The sequence below is a fragment of the Paenibacillus alkalitolerans genome (assembly GCF_016482785.1).
GTDB lineage: Bacteria > Bacillota > Bacilli > Paenibacillales > YIM-B00363 > Paenibacillus_AE > Paenibacillus_AE alkalitolerans.
In genome coordinates this window covers 274,875-293,550 of the sequence record NZ_JAEMXM010000002.1, presented here as the reverse complement: position 1 = coordinate 293,550, position 18,676 = coordinate 274,875, and the positions used below count along the sequence as shown (strand labels likewise).

Sequence of the window (18,676 nt, the reverse complement as noted above, 5' to 3'; positions counted from 1 at the left end):
GAGCATAATGGCAATGAATACTCGGAAATCGACATAAAAATGATGTGGGATAAGGTGGTTAACTCCGCGAGGTGATGATATGAACTACGTACATCGTTACGAGGGCCACATGCAGGTAAAGCCGGAAGGATGGAACGAAGAATCCTGTTGGCTATGCGGAGGATTCAAACGCGTGGAATTTACGTGGGTGGATGAAAACGAAGAAGTCAAAGAAGGTGTTTACGATCCATGCCCGCAATGTGAGAAAGGGTGATGATATGTGGATAATCAAACGTTTGTTTTGCAAACACGAGTACGAATATTTAGGTGAGCGACTGTATGATTTGGGAAGGGGTAAATTTAAACTTTACCAGTGCAAAAAATGCGGTAAGAGCAAATTTAAAGTGATATAAGGAGGATTGACCCGGCATGGACAAACTAGAAAGCTACAGAGACTTATGCAAGGAAATTGAACTGTGGGAAATACGGCTAGACGATTTGAAGACGGAAAGGTTTAAACTGCTGAAACCGTTGCTTAAAGCACCGCAAACGAAACTGTGCGCGAGTTATGAAGGAATGCCAGGCGCAGGAATGCAAGTAATCAACTTCGCTAAGGAATGGGACAGGATCACTCAGATTGACGAGAGCATAGAGGAAGTTCAGGACATTCTCAGTCTCAAGCGTGAAGCTAAGAAGCGCATGGAGCAGGTAATCAGTAAAATGAGCGTGCTTGAATATAGAGTGGCGATTATGCGTGATGTGGAGCGTAAGAAACTCAACGACATCGCAGAGGAATTAGGATACAGCTATGAGTGGATACGTAAAATATCCATGCGAACCAAACGATTGAGAATAGGATAGAAATATTTGAAACTGTAAAAAACAAGGAACAGTAGGCTACAGACTTATTGCAATTTACGACATATAATTATATTAAGTTGATCCATGCCGGACAACCGGAAGCGAATAAGCCCACGACACGCGGGAAACCGCACTATGCTCTGTGTCGGTGGGCTTATCGTTTTTATGCGGCATCAGCCGCCATCGTAGCGACCGAATCCGCTCAGCGAAGCGGAGGCCGGATCATGAATATCAATGATCTATACAACATAGTACTCCTCATGTACATCACTTTAGGACATATGACATTAGAGGTATATTACGGGAAGATGAAACAAGCAAGACAAGGATTGATAGCGATACTAAGTGCTACAGCGTTTTATATCATCAGTGCAATCTGTTGGATTATAGCGCATATGTAATTGCAGGGAAATCCTTCCTGTGGCAAGATAGTCAGGGGGAGGTGAGAGGGTGGAAGAAAGCAAATATGAAATTGGATCATATTATGGTCCGACTGGACATACCTCATACGTGAGGGACAAAGAAACAAAAGCAATTTTGTATTCAAAGAATTTCCAAAGTGCAGAACTCGCAGAACAAGATGTATCAAGGCTACTGAAGGAATACGAGGATAAGAAATAGCACCTTAACGGGTGCTATTTATTTTATAAGTTGCATGATTATGCAGAAATATGCTCCGAATCCCGAGGTTGAATGCATATTTCGATGAATACTGATGAATAGGTGGTGAGTTTATGGCATTGTCGGATAAGCACATGCGATTCGTTGACGAGTACATGATTGATATGAATGCGGCGGCTGCTTATTTGCGTGCCGGTTATAAGTGTAACGAGGATACTGCAAGGGCAAATGCTAGCCGTCTGCTAACAAATGCTAACATTCAGGCAGAAATTGCTAATCGGCAAGAAAAGATTCAAGAAGAGTCAGGAATGAGCGTGAAATGGGTACTTGAGAAGTACAAAAAGATTATCGAGGACAACATAACGGTTGATCCTGCCGTGGCAAAGAGTGCTTTGGATAGCGTAGGTAAGCATTACGGCATGTTCACGGACAAAGTTAAACTTGAAGGAAGCCTGACAGTTGAAAAGCTGTTAGATCAAATATCATGAATCAATCGACATTGGATAAATTAAAACAACTACGTGACGATTTCAGTTACTATGCTCCACGCCTGTTAAAGATTCGCTCGAAAGATGGGAAGTTAATCGACTTCTCCCTTAACACCATGCAACGAAAGATTGACAGTACCATCGAGCGATTGAAGGCAGAAAGCAAGCCGGTACGAATCATCATACTCAAATACCGGCAAGGTGGAGCTTCGACATACACAGAAGGCCGTATATTTCACGCAACGAGCATGAATAAGCTGACCAACAGTTTGATTGTTGCCCATGAAGAGGCAGCCTCAACCAACTTGTTCAACATGAGCAAAGTGTTTTACGACGAGCTGCCAAATGAGTTAAAGCCGATGCGGAAAAACTCGAACAGCAAAGAAATCGTGTTTGAGAATCCGACAACAGACGCACACGATAAACAGCAGAATCCTGGATTACGCTCACGAATCAAGATCAGCACCGCAAAGAACACGGACGCAGGACGGTCGGCAACGATTCACAATCTCCACGCTTCCGAGGTTGCGTTTTGGGATGATGCCGAAAAAGCGATGTTGTCCCTTATGCAAGCTGTACCGAACACACCGAATACCATGGTTATCCTCGAATCCACCGCGAACGGCGTAGGTGGATATTTTTATGATCAATGGCAGCGTGCGAAAAACGGCGAGAGCGACTTTGTACCACTCTTCTTTGCATGGTTCGAGGAACCAAACTACCGTATGGCGGTGCCGGATGGATTCACACTCACACCGGAGGAACAAGAACTAAAGCGGAAGTACAACCTAGAGGATGAACAGTTAGTTTGGAGACGTTGGTGTATAGCGAACAATTGCGGTGGTGATCCGGAATTATTTAAACAGGAGTATCCATCGAATGACATGGAGGCGTTCCTAGTATCCGGTAGGCCGCGTTTTGACGTTCAAGTGTTGATGGAATATCTCCAACAATGCGAAGACGGCAAGAGAGGCTATCTCGAGCGTGTAGGGAGTCGCATACAGTTTATCGAGGATAAGCACGGTCCGTTGGAAGTGTGGGAGGAACCACAAAAGTATGAGTATTACATCGGTGCTGACGTATCCAAGGGACTAGCGACCGGAGATAACAGCGCAGCTCCAGTGTTTAGCAATAGATACTCGTTGGATGCATTGTGGCACGGCAAGACGGACCCGGATTTATTTGCCGGGGATTTGTTCAATTTAGGCATGTGGTACAACGAAGCGTTGTTGACCATTGAGGAAAACAACCACGGTCTAACGGTCATTAATAAACTAAAGCCGGATTACTGGAACTTGTACAAGCGTACATCGCATAACAAGCTCACGGACGAAGTAAAGCAGGAAATTGGATGGTATACAAGCGAGCAAACGAAGAGACTCGCCATTGATCACCTAGCTAAATGCATACGTGAGCGCCGGTTGAAGATAAAAAGCCGGAAGTTCATCGAAGAGTGCTTGACATACGTAATTGAGGATGATGGAAAGACGAACGCACAGCAAGGATGTTATGACGATATCGTCATGGCGGCAGCAATCGACTTGTACGTCATGGATCAATTTGCAACGCCTGTACACTCGCAAATTGTCGCGACGGTATCCAGGGCACCGGAAACGAAACAGACGTTCATCGTCCAACCTGGCGGTGGCGTAAGGCATATCAGCGAGATCGAGGACGAGAAACACGATGACGGAGAATGGTTCAGAAAGGCGGGATGGTAGGATGAGTTTTAAAGAAATTATTGAGAAAGAGATAACGGATTTGGCTAATGAGATAAATAATATGGGTAAATTGGAACGAAAACTCTCACCTGAACAATTGGCGAAAGATCATTACTTGATTAAATCGAATTACATTTTGGCACGTACAAACTTGATTCTTGCATTAAGCAACATCGCAGGTGATACGATATGATCCTAACCCTTTTCATATGCTTAACCCTCACCCTTGCCATAGCGGCAGGGGCTTTTTATTGGGGGTGGAAAGTAGCGTTTACTTATCGTGACGCACAAGACACCGCCAAGACGTTGGAAGAAGCAAAGAAGTACATCGATCAGCAGGATGAGATCATACAGCAGCTACAACACCAAAACAACATCATGTCCCATGAAGCGGAGTTATCGAGGCAGAAACCGCCTCCTAGCGCATGGGACACGTTTAACGCAAGGCAATAATCAAGATTCCCGAGGGAGAAAGAATACATGGATAAAAAGTTTATAGCAGAATTTGATAATGTTGATCCGGGAGAAGGAGTATTAGACATTGCAATACGCTTGAACACTAAGAATGGGGACTGGGAGTTGTACATTGAAGAAAATGGAATGCCTGTTTCAGTTCCCGAACATGTATTGGTTGGTGCATTAGGGTGTGTGATAAAAAGATGTTAGCTGAATTCCGTTGCTCAATCATAGCCTAACCGCTATAGGTGGGCTTTTTATATTTTGTGTAGGAGGTGACACCATGGCAAAAGTGGATGACAAGCCAATTGACATAGCCGATGAGAAGGGACGAGAGGAAAAGGACGAGATCCAATCATCAGAGCAAGAAAAACTCGCCAAGCGCGTTCAAGAACTGTTCCGCACGTCATACGAGGCAAAGTCACAACTGGACCTATTCAACCTGTGGCGCAAATGCGACGACTATAAACACAACCGGCAGAACCCGAAACAGAACGAAGAGCATCCAGGGAGCGTAACAAACATCATCCATCCCATCATCGAGAGCCAAATTGCAGACCTGGTAGACAAGCCATTCAGCGCCGAGGCTCACGGTTGGGAACCGTCAGACGATATGTTTGCGGAACAAGTTCGAAATATGATGGAGATGGTGCTGTATCGCAACCGGTTTAAGACGAAATTGAACGTATCCGAGCATGACCGGTTGGAACTTGGCACAACGATCATCAAAGTATGGTTCGATGAGGATGATTTAGAGGGCCGAGGATTGCCGAAGTTTGAACCGATCAGTCCCGCCAATGCGTTCCCGGATCCGAAAATATCCGCTCCCCACTTGGTTCAAGAAGGGGAGTTTTTTATTCATGCGGTGCCGCGTCCTCTGTCATGGTTTCGTAAGACGTTCCCGAAGTGGGGCAAATTCGTCAACCGCGAGGTATCGGTCCCTTACAACCCGGAGGATACGTTTGAAGATGCGATGGCGGACGAGGTATCCACGGTTACAAGCCAAAAGGCGCTATTGCTTGAGTGCTATATGCGCGACGAGAACGGCGAAGTGTATTGCGTCCATGTAGCCAATCACATTGTGCTTGAAGATAGCCGGGAAGTGCTCAAACAGAAAAAGAACGCACGGGGAGAGGCGAAGAAACTGCAACGGCGCAACAAATTCCCGTTCGTGATGATTCCTTGCTACATCCAACGTGGTACGGCATGGGGTCAAGGTGACGTGGAAATGCTCATTCCCACTCAAGACTTGATCAACGAACTGGACGATCAAATCCGGATGAGCGCAAGGCTTGCAGGTAACCCGCAAATGGTCGTTGGCATGGGCGCCGGCAGAGGATTCGACTTCCGCAAATGGACGAATGCTCCTGGATTGCGTATACCGATGCGCGATCATAACGCGTTTACGCCTGTACCACCTCAGAACGTAGCGTCTGACGTGCCTATGCGCCGCGAGAAGGCGTTTGAAGAGGCTAACATTATATCCGGTCGTCCTGATGTAAACAGAGGTGAGAAGCCCGGACAAGTGACCGCAGCGGCGGCGATCATGGCGCTACAGCAAGCGGGGCAAAAAGGTGTCATGCATAAGGCTGAAATGTTCAAATCCGGATGGTCTGAGGTCCTTGAACTCCTGTTCGATGAGATCATGGACAACTGGGATGAAGAAATGTGGATCCGCATTGATGGAGAAAAGCCGGATTACAGCTTTGTAGACCCGCGCAAACTCCGTGAAGTGCCTCGTTTGGTTCCGGTGCTTGAACCGCTAGAAGGCGAGGACACGTTAAAACAGCTTACGGACATTGAGGAAATTGACGATTTCAAGGAAATGCCCGTTGACCCGCTGGATCCGGAAAGCGAGATCGAGACGATGACGGTAAAACGTCAGATTGAAAAGCCGATGACCCGGGATGCTCAATTCGACTTCAAACTCACGATGGGTAACGGCATGCCGAACGATACCGCATTTATCTATCAAACTCTGGCGGATTGGGTAGGTAAGGAAATCGAAGGGAAACCGATTATTACATGGCAGGATATCAGGAATTTCTTACGTGATCGCATTGGCATAACGCTAGAATCGGACGAAGCCATTGAAAAGCGGATGCAGCAAATGATGCCTCCCGCACTCCCTCCGGGTATGGCTCCGCCAATGGGACCACCCGGAATGCCTCCTATGCCTCAAGGTGCGCCGCCTCTTAACCTCATTCAAGGAGGTGGGATGTAATGCATCGTGAAATGACACCGCAGGAGGAGCGATTTTGGCGTCATGCGATCAGCAATGATCGATTGGCAATGACTTTTTTAAAGAATCAATCCATGCATGGGCAGGACTTTAACAAAATGGCCCGAGGACTCCCGATCACGGTATGCTGTGAAGCCGCAGGATTGTACCACAACGGAGGCGTGATGTGTGGACGATGCGGGAAGTGGGCACCGAAGGCGAAGACGCACAAGCTGAGAGAACATTTGAATGGCGGGTGGTATCGATGAGTGAAGTTGCAAGCCTTAAAAAGCAGTTCATCATCGAAATAGACGTGATTGACGGAAGTGTCGATTACACCAACCCTGATGAACTTAGCTATGTCGAGGTGCTTGGGATGATAGAATTTGCCAAGCTTATGATTACTAGGGAATTTTTGAATGAAGACGATTGAAAGGCGGTGATACCATGGCATACGGCAAAGGGAAATGCGAGGTTATCGGTCCGCAAGGTGTGAAATCGTCCCAACCATCCACCACAACGAAAAAGGGAAGCGAACCGGGACGGACGCAAGGAGCGAAGCAGACGTATAAGCAAACGGGAAAGATGGGAGGCGGAGGCAAGTGATAATCCATAGCGAAACGGGAAAGCCGTTAGCGATTGATTCTAGTGGTGTAGCAAGTACGAAGCCGATCGGCAGTAATGCGTTAAAAGGCGCGGTGCAAAACGTGACCACTGCGGGTACGCGAGTACAACTTCCAAGTTACGCTTGCCGGGAAGTGACGCTGATTGCTAAAGCCGGGAATACTGGCAGGATATATGTCGGTGGGAACGATGTTTCTTCAACGGTTTACGGTGCGGACCTTGCGGCAAAAGACAGCATAACGCTGGCAGTAAACAACACGAATCTGATCTACATAGATGCCTCCGTTAGCGGGGAGGGCATCTCCTATGTCGCGATTTAGACCATCTCCGAGCGTAAATGCTAGACGAATAAGTACCACAACAGGAAAAGTATGGTCTGGTGCATACGAGAAGCTAGAGACTACTCTTACCAACAGCAACTACTCGCCAATGGTGCGTCCCGAATTTCACAGCAAGAAAATCGTCATGCTTGGATCGTCAACCGTCGATGGGACTGGAGCCTCGAATGCTAACACAACATCTATGCACGCTTTGCTCAAAAGCTACCTGTCGTCGGCTGGTTTTACCGTCTACAACCGGGGTGTGGGTAGTGACAACACAGCGCTCATGGCTGATCGGTTTTACAAAGACGTGATTATTATGAACCCAGACTACTGCATCCTTATGCCTACGATGGGAAACGAAGGTTTCCACAACGAGACAACCACCGCTGGTCGTGTCGCCGTCATGAATACGTTGCGTAACGGGATTCTCAAGCTAGTGCAGATGTGCCGGCAATGCGGAATTGTGCCGGTGGTCGCAACGCAGTGGCCTACTGACCGCTATGATGCGACTCACTACCAATACGCAAGAAACTTCAATGCGGAACTGGAAGCGATGGACTTCCATGTGATTGATCTGTTCCACGCCGCACTAGATCATTCTTTGCAAAAAGCGCTCGCGGCTGCCGTCTTTGACCTGTCACATTATAACGACGCCGGACACCGAGCTCTCGCAAAGTCCGTGCCGCCGTCGATGTTTGACAAGTGTGACTCGCAGTATGGCGGTCTGCTTCGCTCTCCGAAAGGGTACATCCTGACTGGAGACGTTGCCAAGGATACGCCGATCACGTACACGCCGACGTATGCTTTGGACAGCTACACGGTAGCTCTCTGGTTTAAAATTGACACGATGCCCGCCGCCTCGACAACCGTGTTTTCGTGGGGGACAAGTGCTGGAGAGCGCATCATTGTTGACCCGGACGGTGCCTTGAAGTATTTTACGAATGGCGCGAGCACGATCATCGGTGCTGCCGGAACGGTGGCCGCTGGAACTTGGTACCACATAGCCATAACGTATAACTACATCTCGGATATTGTAGATGTGTACTGGAACGGTGCCGCACTCTACAATGTCACACAGGCAGCGACTTCGGCGTTCGCGTCTTGGGCAATCGGACGAGCCGGGACGACCGCCTATTGTAAGCATACAAATTTCAAAGACGTCATCATTTACCGCTCAAAACTGACTGCTGAAAAGATACGTCAACTGTACGAGGGCGTCATATCGCAAGCAGGACTTGAGATGTTTGCGCCGCTGAACGACAAGGTTCTTGGGGTAGGATCGCTTCTTACGAACCTTGCGCCGACGAATGGCAACCTTCAGGTCAATGACGGAGCAACAACACTTACTGCTGTAAACGCAGCCGCCGCAACACCAAGTTAAAAGTTTGAATAGTTTCTCACAGATTCATGGACTCCATGGGTCTTTTCTATATGCTCACTTGGAGCGGACACCGTGAAAGAACGGACGGGCATGATAAGAGGCTCTGATGCCGAGAGCCACAAAAGGAGGAAATAAGCATGAACCGAGAAGATTATCTGCAAGCCAAAGAAACGGGCATGACCGCTGACGTTCAAGAGGACGTACAACCGGACGTACAGGATGCCGCTGTACTGGAAGAAACAGAGGAAATGTTGGATGTAGCGGACGAAATCGAATCCGAGGCTTCTAACGTCGATTCTGAGACGCAGGAAGAGGAAGAGGACATTGAACTACCGGAAGCACAAAAGACGGCGTTCCAAAAAGCCCTAGAGCGCGAGAAACGAAAGATCAGGGAACAGGCGGAGCAAGAGTACGAATCGAAGTACGGAAAGCACAAAGCCGTTATTGACTTAATGGGCGGCGATCCGGAAAAGATCGAGAAAGCCATACGCGATTCGAAAATGCTCCAAGAAGCGCAACAATACGCAACACAGTACGGTTGGAATGAAGAACAAACCCGCCAGTACATGGAGCAACGCAAGCGAGACAACGAATTGCAGGAGCTTCGAGTGGAAGTGAAAATCAATTCCCTCGGCAGCAATCCGCAATTCCAAGGCATCGGCAGCATGAAACAAGCGATCATCAACAAAATCAATGAATACGGCGGCAAAATGTCCGTGGAGGAAGCGTATTGGGCGGTAGGCGGTCCGCGTCTTGTGGAACAACGGGCGATGGAAGAACGCCAACGTGCCGCAGCCAAGCGATCCGGACAGCAACGAACCGTACAAGGGGATAGCCCGACAAGCTCGGCGACACCGAAACCTCTTCCGGCTGACATCGAATCTCAGCGCAGAAAATTGGGGATAAGCGAACGCGAAGCGCGGGAACTGTGGGAAAAGGGTACGCCGGGGAACTTGGAAGAGTACCGCAAAATGAAGAAAAAAGCATAGGAGGAATTTGAATGGCACGATATATCAAATCGCTATCCGGCTACAATCAGCCGATCACCATGAAAGTTTTGGTCGCCGCAAGCCAAACGATTGAAGAAGGCGACCTGTTGCAGGTAGCAAGTGGACGCGCCTCCACCGCTGTAGCAGCATCCACAACAATCATCGGTATTGCATTGGAAGCCGTAACTACCGGCGCGAGTGTGGATGACGACGATACGGTATTGGTTCAATTGATTGCGGATGCGGTGATTCGCATCGATTACACGGGCACAACCAAAACGTCTCTCGCCAATGCCGATTTGTACGGCACTGCGTTTGACTTGTCCGACGAAAAGACAATCAACCTGGACGATACCACGGGTGGTATGTGTTTTGTCGTTGGATTCGACAACACAGAGGATACAGCAGATGTCGTAATCAACCGTGCGAATCTCGTACTACTGTAAAGGGAGAGTGAACTTAAATGACTATGAACACAGGACAATTTAACAATCTATATACCCGAAAAATTGACATGGCATTCTTTGAGGGGTGGGACGAAGAGCCGGAACAGTGGTCCCGCATTTTCAACAGCAAAACGGGCGACAGCCACAACAACACCACTCAAATCCTTGCCGGCATGAGCCGATGGACAAGCAAAGCGGAATTGGCGAACGCCGATCAGCAGCGTTTCAAGCAAGGGCCGTTGATTGTCACCAACTACGAACCGTTTGCAGTTGAAGTCATCATGTCCCGCGAACAAATCGACGATGCGAAATATAACGAAGTTCAGGACATGGCGAAGGATGCGGGTCACGGCGGACGTGAAGCGGTGGAACAAGAGTGTGCATCTTTCCTACAAGATTTGTATGACTCCACGTTCTATGACGGAAAAGCTGCATTTGCCAACGACCATCCGAACCATGGAGACGGCGGCGGTACACAAGACAACCTGACAACCGGCGCATTATCTGATACGACGCTGAAAGATGCAATCATTTTGTTCCGTAAGCAGGAGGATGAAGGCGGCAAAAAGATTTCTTCTCGTCCGTCGAAGTTGGTTGTTCCGCAATCGCTGCAATTCACTGCTGCGTCAATCCTGCAATCTGCTTTGCAAACCGGCACGGCGAACAACGACAAGAATGTGCTGCCGAATCTTGAATTGGTTGTTTCGGACTTCTGGGACCAGTACACTACCGTTCGTTGGTTCATCTGCGGTAACCGTCATCAGTTGAACCACATTTGGAGAGTGCAACCGGAGTTTAAAAAGCGCCAATACATGAACCCGAACGGCTCGCAGTCTTGGGACGGTTATTTCCGTCATGCAAACGAGATTACGAATTGGAGACATTTAGTCGGGTCGACGGGCGTATAAGGAGGGTTTTGAATGCCTTACACAAACTTTAGCCAAGTTGCTGCTGAAAGTGGCTTCGGAATTGGCGCAAAAGGTTCAGAAACCGCACTATTTACAAAAGTATTCAACGGGACGACGACCATTGACCCGGCTTCAATAGCGGCGGGGGCACAGGCAACCGCTGCGATTACCGTTACAGGGGCGGCATTGGGGGACTACACCCTAGTTGCTCCCCCTTACGATTTGCAAGGAATTCAAATGTCGCATTCTGTTACAGCTGCTGATACGGTTACTATCGTTCTTCGAAACGGAACGGCGGCAGCCATTGATCTTGCAAGCGGTTCTTGGAAGGCGAAGGTGTTGCGGTAATGAGCGAGCAACGGACACAATGGGTTATTAACGGTCAGGCAGCGTCAAATACACCCAAAGTGCCGTATGTCGGTACTTGGGCCAATTTCTCGAAGTTGGAAGAGAAAGAAAAAGCAAGTCTTTTCAACGCCATGCGCGCGGAACTCATCGCCAGTGGCAAGATGGAGAACAAGGGGAGCTAAGATGCTCCCCCTTTTCTTTTATGTGGGGTGAAAATATGCACTTTGACCCGATCACACCGGAAAACCGATGGAAAAATGAATTATTAGCGGAACAAAAACGGACGAATCAACTGCTTGAGCAAATTGCGCAATTGCTGCAAGCGGGGAAACCGTCTGAAACAGTTCCACGCAGAGGAAGAAAGCCTATTCAGAAATAAGGCGGTGAGAACATGCCAAGTGTAAATGAATTAGTCAGCAAGCGAGTGGGAAGTACTATCTCCAACGTTAAAACGTGGGGTGACATTCTCATCAACGTCAAAGAAGAAGGAGCTACAGCAGACGGAGTAACAAACGACTTAACGAAATTGCAAACAACATTTTCGGGGTTACAAAGTGGAGATCGATTATACTTCCCAAAAGGCACATACCTATTGCAAGGTTCAGGCAGTTTATTAACCATCCCTGTCAATAACGTCACCATTGAAGGAGCCGGCATAGAACAAACGACGATCAAAGTCAGTGCAGGCGCAGCCCAGACCTTTGCCTTTTACGCACTTAGCAAAAACCAAATCGTATTGAAAAATATGACCATCGAATTAAGCAATGATCCGGGCGATTATAATTTGATAGGTGCATACTTTGACTTGTGCAACGAAGTCGCGGTCGAAAATGTGAAAGTAAGAGGATGGCACAAAGGCGGGATTCGCTTCCATGGATGCACGCAATCGGACATGATCCGTTGCATAGCAGACAGTATTCAGGATCCGTATGCAACTTCTGAATCACCGACAAGGAAGGGTTTATCGATCGGTGCATCAGGATCGACACGTTCTTCCCGTTGCCGTATTTTGAACAGTCAGGCGTTTAACTGTATCGCTGTAAATAGAATGAACGGAATCGGTATTGCAGACTCAGACGAAATCACGTTAGAATCAAACGTTTTATATTCAAACGACTATGGGATAAACGTTCAAAACTGCAACGATGTCGTATGCACAGATAATCAGTGCAGTGAAAACAAAGTGATCGGGATCGATTTTTCGAACGGTTGCGGAAGGAATGTTATTTCGAAAAACATTTGTAAAGGTAATGGAAACGATGGGATACGCCATTGGGGAAGTACGACAGTTGCCGCCACCACAAGCGTTATTAGTAATAACATTTGCTTTGACAACGGTCGTACCGATGCGGGTAGTGCAGGTATTCGACTCTCTGACCAAAGCGCCTCGTTCCCATCTAAAAATAATATAATAGCGGGTAACCTGTGCTTTGATACACGTACCGGGACCTCTCGTACACAAGAATATGGTATTTTGGAAACGGTCAATAGCGGGTTTAACCAGATCAAGGAAAACCACTGTTTCAACAACAAAACAGCCAATGAGAGCGTCGTTAGCAAAGTAAACGGGTACCCGATGATGGATATGGGCACTTCCTCCGTAGCACCTGCTGCCGCTGTATCCCAGTCGGTATCGATTACGTTCAAAGTTCCGTTTGCCAGTGGAACATTACCGCGAATTATTCCTGCTTTACAGGCTTCCGATAACTCGGACGGCGTTCAACTTTTAAATATACAAGCAAGAAACGTGACCAACACAGGTGCAAATCTCATTGTTGCAACTACTGATGCAACAAACATCGATACCAAATTCACCGGGGGAACGGGCGACACAATGATTATTAGTTGGATCGCATTCGGACAACTCTCATAACCTACCAAATTGTGATATAATGACCATGCATACTAGACCATTGGAGGGTTTTATGAGAAATCGAGTTATAGTAACGGTTTTAATGTTTGCGGTTCTTTTGGTTGTAGGTTGCGGACCATCCATAAATGCTGAACCCATAACCAAAAAACAATTTCATTGGGGCATCGAATCTTGGGAATTGGGCCGTCATACATGGGGGATTGAATTTAACGAAAAAAAACCTGTAAAAATCAAAAAAATTGAAGGGTACTTGACTGCCGGTCCACAACCGAATCATAAACCGGATGACACTTTGGTAAGACAAACATTGGCCTCTTTAACCTATCCGGGGAATAATCTAAACGATGCGGTGAAAAAGATTGAGACTCCAAAATCTCGAGCTAACCATTCTGTGGATCGAAACTTATTATCGCTAAACGTCAAATTAACAGGTTCACGAACGACAGAAATGCCGATTCATCTAGAGTACCCTGATGGGTTGATTTTACCGGAAAACAGACTGTTGTTCATCGCCAACAACGAATCTTACCGGTACGATTCAAAAAAAGGCTCGTTCGTCTCCGATGATATTTTTGACGCGATTAATATAGAGGCTCATATGATCGTCTACTATGAGGTACAGCCATAGAGCCATAAGGCTCTTTTTTTATTTGGGAAAGTAGGTGAACCAATGGCTACACGTCAACAAATCCTTGATGACGTAGATTTACGCTATAGAAATAGTTACACAACAGCCCAAAAGATTGTATGGGTTAATGAGGAAGAACGGGAACTGTTCGAAATCCTTGAGATCGATTCCGTTCCATATTCGTTCGAAATCGTAGCGAACCAATATTTTTATCCGATTCCATCGGGCGTAGAAGTAGACAAGATCAAAACGATATCCATACAAAGCAACAATTCCACCACGGACCCGTCATTTACACAGTTACCGTTTAAACGCAATGACGACAACACCTATGCGGACGAAGAAGCCTATTGGTACACCATCGTAGAAGATAACTTTTTCATCAACATTCCGGGTGGTCCGGTAACAGCGAATGCGGGGAGAGACGTATATATCTACCTGGACAAAGAAGCCACAGAATGGAACACGTCCAATCTTACAGCCGAACCGACATGTCCGAAGAAGTACCAAGAAATTTTAAAACTCGGCTTACTTGCACGAATTGCCGCTGCACGAAAAGACGAGGCCATGCGTAACAACTACGTAAGCGAACGCGAAGCGAAACTTGATGATATCGTTTGGAATATGCGCTTAAATGAGCCAGAATGGCCGCAACCAATAGATGTAGGGTACAAGGTGGGTGATTCCTATGGTAGCCGTAAGGTGGTCGTTATCACGCAGACAACAACCTAAAAGACAACGATTTATGTTTGAGGGAGGGCTGAACAACGGCACTCCCTCTTTTAATGCAAAAGATAATGAGTATGTTGACGGTTACGGTTGGGACACAGATAAGTTTCCCGCCCTTTATTCAGCCAAACAGAGGGCGACATATGGAGCGTCGGGCGGGGGAATTACGCGATTACTAACCAACTTTAGCAATACCCATATGGTCCGGGCGGTGGGAACGAAACTCCAATACGACAACGCCGGCACATGGACGGATATTGCCGGGACATTCACCGATACCGATTGGGACGCAACCAACTTCGACGTATCCGGATTGGCGCTCATTCTCACGAATGGCACGGACAACGTGAAGTATTGGAACGGGACCGCACTTGCGGATTTGAACGCCGCGAACGCTCCTAAGGGGAAATACATCGCCGCGGATAACCGAAGAGTGTACATCGCCGTGGGGGATACGGTCCACTATTGCGCGTTCCAAAACGCCACAGACTGGACGACAGCAGAAAATAGCGGTCAGGTGCAAATATGGACACCTAATGGCGGGGATGTTACCGGACTTAAGGGATTTGAGGGGAAGATTTGGGTATTTAAAAAGGATTCTCTCGGGATCATATTCCATACAGGGGATTCGAGAGTTACACATAGATTGGTCGAAACTTCAAACGATGTCGGGTGTATCGCTTATAAAACTATTGTCGAAGTCGGACAATATCTATTTTGGTTGGGGCCGAATGATGTGTATTACGGCGCAGGAGGCGGATACAGAGCCATTGGACAGCCTATAAGGGTTTACCTTGACTCCATTAACCAAACGCATGTATCGAAGTGTAACGGCTTCACAGACGGTCTGAGGTATTACCTTAACTTAGTCACTGGAAGCAACACAGAACCGAATATTCGTCTTGTCTATGACCCTCGGTACGAAACATGGAACATTAGCAACCTAACCGAAGAATACCGCTTCGGAACGTTGTTCAACAACGTGTTATATGCGGGAGATGACGGTGGACAGACGTATAAGGTGAAGGGCACGACATTTGGGAGTTATCAAGTGGTCACAAAGGATTTTGACGAGGGCGAACCGGAAGCGGAAAAAGAATACTATGAACTCCATCTCCAAGTAACCGCGCCTAGCGGCACTACATTGACCGTAGAGGCTTCTGTTAACCAAGGGGGTACCTACACCACCCTGACTAGTAGTTTGGCTGTATCTAGCGCCGCTCAGAACGTCAACGTGATTGTTCCGCTTGACACCGTCCCCTTGGGTAACTGGATACGGTTTAGGATCAGCGGATCGGGTGAATTTACGTTGCATAGCTGTCAGAGATACTTCCGGACTCAACCGGTGCAACATTAAGGAGGGATACCATGCCGGTACCTAGTTTAAATAATTTGCCTCCCAAACCGACATTTAGCGAAATAGAGAGTAAAATTAACGAGTTGGTTGCGGAGTTGACGAATACACTTCTCAACCTGGACTCCCTGAACGTGGTCTCATTGACCGCCGATCATGTCGATGCCGGAACGCTTAACGCCGGAAAAGTGACGGTAAAGCTTAATATAAACAATGGCGGTTACATTACAATCGATTCTAACGGAATCACTGTCAATAATGGGACAAAAAACACCTTCCGTGTGGACTTGAACGGAAACGTTACAGCGGAAGACGGGACAATTACAGGCGGAATCATACGAACTTCGGCAACGAATCCACGTATAGAAATGACTGGAAACAGGATCAAGATTCTTTATGATGCCGATACCTGGATTGAATTTAACCCCGAATATTTGACGGGTTTTCCCGTTATTAATTTTCACGATGGCACGCGGGACTTTTATGTCGGATACTTTCCGAGCGTTGGTGCATTTGCCATCGATGGGGTAAACGGAGGACCGATTCAGATCAACTCGAACAGCGACATCCAACTTAACGCGGACGGCTTGCTGAAAGTCCCGGATTGGCTGTATGTAGCAAATAAAGTCACAAACCAGACACTGCAAGCTGCGTTAGATTCAAAAGCTGTAAAGGGAGCATCTACAAGCACTATCGGAGATCATAATCATGGCATCACAACAGGAAGGTATATAATGACTTACGATAGTGCAGGAAATCAACTCGGATTGCAGTTGTGGTCGGCAAGCGGATCACATTCCCACACACAAAATTAAATTGGAGGGTATATCTGTGAAAAAATTTATAATCGGGGCAATCGTAGGTATTATTTTGGCCACATCAACGCATGTGTTTGCGAGTGAGGCTGATAAGCTTCTCCACTTCCAAGATGGCAAGAAGAACTTCCACTTGGGGTACTTCGACAACCTGGATAAGTTCGCAGTTACAACCGACACGGCCACAGACATGGAAATCTCCACATTCGGTTCCATCCGGCTATGGGCTGATGACGAATTGATTGTTCCCGATTGGCAGTACATCCGTAATTATCATACGGAACAAACGCTTCAAGAGGCATTAGAAGAATTGGAGAAACGAATTGCTGAGTTGGAGAAAAAAGCACCTCGGAGGTGAAAACATGGCCGTTTATGACCAAAAAGTTCGGGACTTATTAAACAGTAAGGGCATAACCAATGACCGAATCGGATACGACAATGCCTCAGGCTCCGTAACGGTGGACAACAAGCCATTTATGAAACCGGGAAAGAACTATATGGGCACAACGTATACGGATGCCAATAGTTTCAATGATGCCTATTCGAGGTTTAATCAGCCTCAAAGTCAACCGCAATTCGTACAACCGCAAAAAACTGGCGCAGACGGTGCCCAATGGCAAAGCGGGCAACCTAATCAAATACAACCGCTTCAAACCAACTCATACCAGGGCGGCATATTCCAGTCCGCAGAACAGGGCATGAGCACGCCTGACAGGTTTGCATTTTACGCCTCTAACCCTAACGCACTCAAATCCGAATGGGAACGCGCTAACCAAGCATTAGGCGTTTACCAAGCGATGGGCGACCAGGGGCGTATACAAAGCGCTCAGGACTGGTTAAGCAAACTCAACACCATCGGCGGCGGAAGATTAGACGACCGGGTAAATCCTGCCGATCAGCAAATTAATGACATGATCACGGCCATCATGAATCAAATGAACAATCAAACACCTATCGATCCCTATTCAACGGATGCATTCAGAGCGGCACAAGCTCAATCAGAACGAGCTCAACACTCACAGACCAGGGCCGCACAAGAGGCATATGGTTCGGCAGGGTTTGGACGTTCTACCGGATTAGGAGAACGTGTTGCGGGGATAGCAGGGGACCAACAAGAGTACCTTATGACGCAAGTAGTGCCGCAGATTATTGCACAGGAACAGGCGCAAAGACAGCAACAGTTTAATAACATGATCGCTGCATTGTCGCCTCTGTATAATCAACAACAAACATTTGATACGAGAGAGCAGACAGAATACGATCGTTTGCGCGACACGGTTGCAGACACCGGAAAGCTGCCTGATGGAACATTCACACAAGCCGGAAAGTTGAACGACCTACAAACTCAGATCAGCGAAATCAGTATCAATGAATTGCTTGACCCGCAATCCCGCACTAATCTTCTTAAAGATTTGGAACTTCAAGTGGCACAGATGGAAGCGGAATTCATGCCACAAGAACAAAAATTGAAACTCGAACAACTCAAAAAGCAAATTGCAAACATAGGTGCAAGACCGCCACAAACAGCGGCAGAAGCAGAGTACGACAGGCTACAAGTTGAGAAGCTTAAGAAAGAAATCGATATGATGGGCGGTGGGAACCCGCAAACCGCATACGAATCCAATCTTATGAATCAATTGAGCGTACTAAGGCAAAACGGCGCGACTCCGGAAGATATACAGGAGTATCTAAACCTTAACGCCGCTGATATTGCCGCCAATCTTGGACGCGAAGGGTATGACGCGTTTGTCAGAACGGCTCAAGGATTTACACCACAAGATAACAGCGGAGAATTGAGACAAGAAGCAATAAACCTCGCTAAGTCGGATGACCGATGGAGACGAGCAAAATCTAATGTGGATCGTGAAGAAATTATTCAAGAATACATGGACCTGTTAGGAGAGTGATTTC

General features: G+C 47.3%; 25 protein-coding genes. All 25 read left to right on the top strand.

Features of this window, described 5'->3' with window-relative positions; all coding sequences use genetic code 11:
* The first annotated feature begins 79 nt into the window (after positions 1 to 79).
* The 25 genes from JET16_RS05250 to JET16_RS05130 all read left to right on the top strand — a co-directional run bounded on the left by JET16_RS05250 (position 80) and on the right by JET16_RS05130 (position 18,672).
* Complete coding sequence (locus JET16_RS05250; RefSeq protein WP_199614674.1) at positions 80 to 253, top strand: hypothetical protein; 174 nt, start codon at positions 80 to 82, stop codon at positions 251 to 253.
* A gap of 155 nt (positions 254 to 408) precedes the next feature.
* Positions 409 to 840: a sigma-70 family RNA polymerase sigma factor gene (locus JET16_RS05245; protein WP_199614672.1), complete on the top strand. Its 432-nt coding sequence runs from the start codon at positions 409 to 411 to the stop codon at positions 838 to 840.
* 450 nt (positions 841 to 1,290) lie between these two features.
* Positions 1,291 to 1,461, top strand: a complete 171-nt coding sequence (locus JET16_RS05240) for a hypothetical protein (protein WP_199614670.1) — start codon at positions 1,291 to 1,293, stop codon at positions 1,459 to 1,461.
* A gap of 113 nt (positions 1,462 to 1,574) precedes the next feature.
* Positions 1,575 to 1,949, top strand: coding sequence for a terminase small subunit (locus tag JET16_RS05235; RefSeq protein ID WP_199614668.1), 375 nt, complete (start codon positions 1,575 to 1,577; stop codon positions 1,947 to 1,949).
* Positions 1,946 to 3,670 carry a DNA packaging protein gene (locus tag JET16_RS05230; protein WP_199614666.1) on the top strand — a complete coding sequence of 575 codons (1,725 nt, stop codon included), beginning with the start codon at positions 1,946 to 1,948 and terminating at the stop codon, positions 3,668 to 3,670. The genes JET16_RS05235 and JET16_RS05230 overlap by 4 nt, the downstream gene beginning before the upstream one ends.
* Position 3,671: 1 nt before the next feature.
* Positions 3,672 to 3,863, top strand: a complete 192-nt coding sequence (locus JET16_RS05225; protein ID WP_199614664.1) for a hypothetical protein — start codon at positions 3,672 to 3,674, stop codon at positions 3,861 to 3,863.
* The gene (locus tag JET16_RS05220; protein ID WP_199614662.1) at positions 3,860 to 4,123 is read left to right on the top strand and encodes a hypothetical protein; all 264 of its coding nucleotides are present in this window, start codon (positions 3,860 to 3,862) and stop codon (positions 4,121 to 4,123) included. Before JET16_RS05225 ends, JET16_RS05220 begins: the two co-directional genes overlap by 4 nt.
* Before the next feature lie 27 nt (positions 4,124 to 4,150).
* Positions 4,151 to 4,336: a hypothetical protein gene (locus tag JET16_RS05215; protein WP_199614660.1), complete on the top strand. Its 186-nt coding sequence runs from the start codon at positions 4,151 to 4,153 to the stop codon at positions 4,334 to 4,336.
* Positions 4,337 to 4,409: 73 nt separating this feature from the next.
* On the top strand, positions 4,410 to 6,350 hold the full coding sequence (locus JET16_RS05210) for a portal protein (protein WP_199614658.1): 1,941 nt from the start codon (positions 4,410 to 4,412) through the stop codon (positions 6,348 to 6,350).
* 184 nt (positions 6,351 to 6,534) lie between these two features.
* Positions 6,535 to 6,780 (top strand): hypothetical protein, encoded by a 246-nt coding sequence (locus JET16_RS05205; protein ID WP_199615040.1) that lies wholly within the window; start codon positions 6,535 to 6,537, stop codon positions 6,778 to 6,780.
* A gap of 14 nt (positions 6,781 to 6,794) precedes the next feature.
* Complete coding sequence (locus tag JET16_RS05200; RefSeq protein ID WP_199614656.1) at positions 6,795 to 6,953, top strand: hypothetical protein; 159 nt, start codon at positions 6,795 to 6,797, stop codon at positions 6,951 to 6,953.
* On the top strand, positions 6,950 to 7,291 hold the full coding sequence (locus JET16_RS05195) for a hypothetical protein (RefSeq protein ID WP_199614654.1): 342 nt from the start codon (positions 6,950 to 6,952) through the stop codon (positions 7,289 to 7,291). The genes JET16_RS05200 and JET16_RS05195 overlap by 4 nt, the downstream gene beginning before the upstream one ends.
* Positions 7,278 to 8,675, top strand: coding sequence for a LamG-like jellyroll fold domain-containing protein (locus JET16_RS05190; protein WP_199614652.1), 1,398 nt, complete (start codon positions 7,278 to 7,280; stop codon positions 8,673 to 8,675). Before JET16_RS05195 ends, JET16_RS05190 begins: the two co-directional genes overlap by 14 nt.
* 137 nt (positions 8,676 to 8,812) lie before the next feature.
* Positions 8,813 to 9,664 (top strand): hypothetical protein, encoded by an 852-nt coding sequence (locus tag JET16_RS05185; RefSeq protein WP_199614650.1) that lies wholly within the window; start codon positions 8,813 to 8,815, stop codon positions 9,662 to 9,664.
* Between the two features lie 11 nt (positions 9,665 to 9,675).
* The gene (locus JET16_RS05180) at positions 9,676 to 10,110 is read left to right on the top strand and encodes a hypothetical protein (RefSeq protein ID WP_199614648.1); all 435 of its coding nucleotides are present in this window, start codon (positions 9,676 to 9,678) and stop codon (positions 10,108 to 10,110) included.
* 17 nt (positions 10,111 to 10,127) lie between these two features.
* Positions 10,128 to 11,018, top strand: coding sequence for a Mu-like prophage major head subunit gpT family protein (locus JET16_RS05175; protein WP_199614646.1), 891 nt, complete (start codon positions 10,128 to 10,130; stop codon positions 11,016 to 11,018).
* A 12-nt stretch (positions 11,019 to 11,030) separates the two neighbouring features.
* Positions 11,031 to 11,366 carry a hypothetical protein gene (locus JET16_RS05170; RefSeq protein ID WP_199614644.1) on the top strand — a complete coding sequence of 112 codons (336 nt, stop codon included), beginning with the start codon at positions 11,031 to 11,033 and terminating at the stop codon, positions 11,364 to 11,366.
* Entirely contained in the window at positions 11,366 to 11,548 is a 183-nt protein-coding gene (locus tag JET16_RS05165; protein WP_199614642.1) for a hypothetical protein, read from the top strand. The genes JET16_RS05170 and JET16_RS05165 overlap by 1 nt, the downstream gene beginning before the upstream one ends.
* 209 nt (positions 11,549 to 11,757) lie before the next feature.
* Positions 11,758 to 13,239, top strand: coding sequence for a right-handed parallel beta-helix repeat-containing protein (locus JET16_RS05160; protein WP_199614640.1), 1,482 nt, complete (start codon positions 11,758 to 11,760; stop codon positions 13,237 to 13,239).
* A 52-nt stretch (positions 13,240 to 13,291) separates the two neighbouring features.
* The gene (locus JET16_RS05155; protein WP_199614638.1) at positions 13,292 to 13,867 is read left to right on the top strand and encodes a hypothetical protein; all 576 of its coding nucleotides are present in this window, start codon (positions 13,292 to 13,294) and stop codon (positions 13,865 to 13,867) included.
* Between the two features lie 42 nt (positions 13,868 to 13,909).
* Positions 13,910 to 14,599 carry a phage adaptor protein gene (locus tag JET16_RS05150; protein ID WP_199614636.1) on the top strand — a complete coding sequence of 230 codons (690 nt, stop codon included), beginning with the start codon at positions 13,910 to 13,912 and terminating at the stop codon, positions 14,597 to 14,599.
* Entirely contained in the window at positions 14,556 to 15,953 is a 1,398-nt protein-coding gene (locus tag JET16_RS05145; protein WP_199614634.1) for a hypothetical protein, read from the top strand. Before JET16_RS05150 ends, JET16_RS05145 begins: the two co-directional genes overlap by 44 nt.
* Positions 15,954 to 15,964: 11 nt before the next feature.
* Positions 15,965 to 16,765 carry a hypothetical protein gene (locus JET16_RS05140; RefSeq protein WP_199614632.1) on the top strand — a complete coding sequence of 267 codons (801 nt, stop codon included), beginning with the start codon at positions 15,965 to 15,967 and terminating at the stop codon, positions 16,763 to 16,765.
* A 16-nt stretch (positions 16,766 to 16,781) separates the two neighbouring features.
* On the top strand, positions 16,782 to 17,123 hold the full coding sequence (locus tag JET16_RS05135) for a hypothetical protein (RefSeq protein WP_199614630.1): 342 nt from the start codon (positions 16,782 to 16,784) through the stop codon (positions 17,121 to 17,123).
* A gap of 4 nt (positions 17,124 to 17,127) precedes the next feature.
* A complete protein-coding gene (locus JET16_RS05130; protein WP_199614628.1) occupies positions 17,128 to 18,672 on the top strand; it encodes a hypothetical protein in 1,545 nt (514 codons plus the stop codon).
* The last annotated feature ends 4 nt before the right edge of the window (positions 18,673 to 18,676 follow it).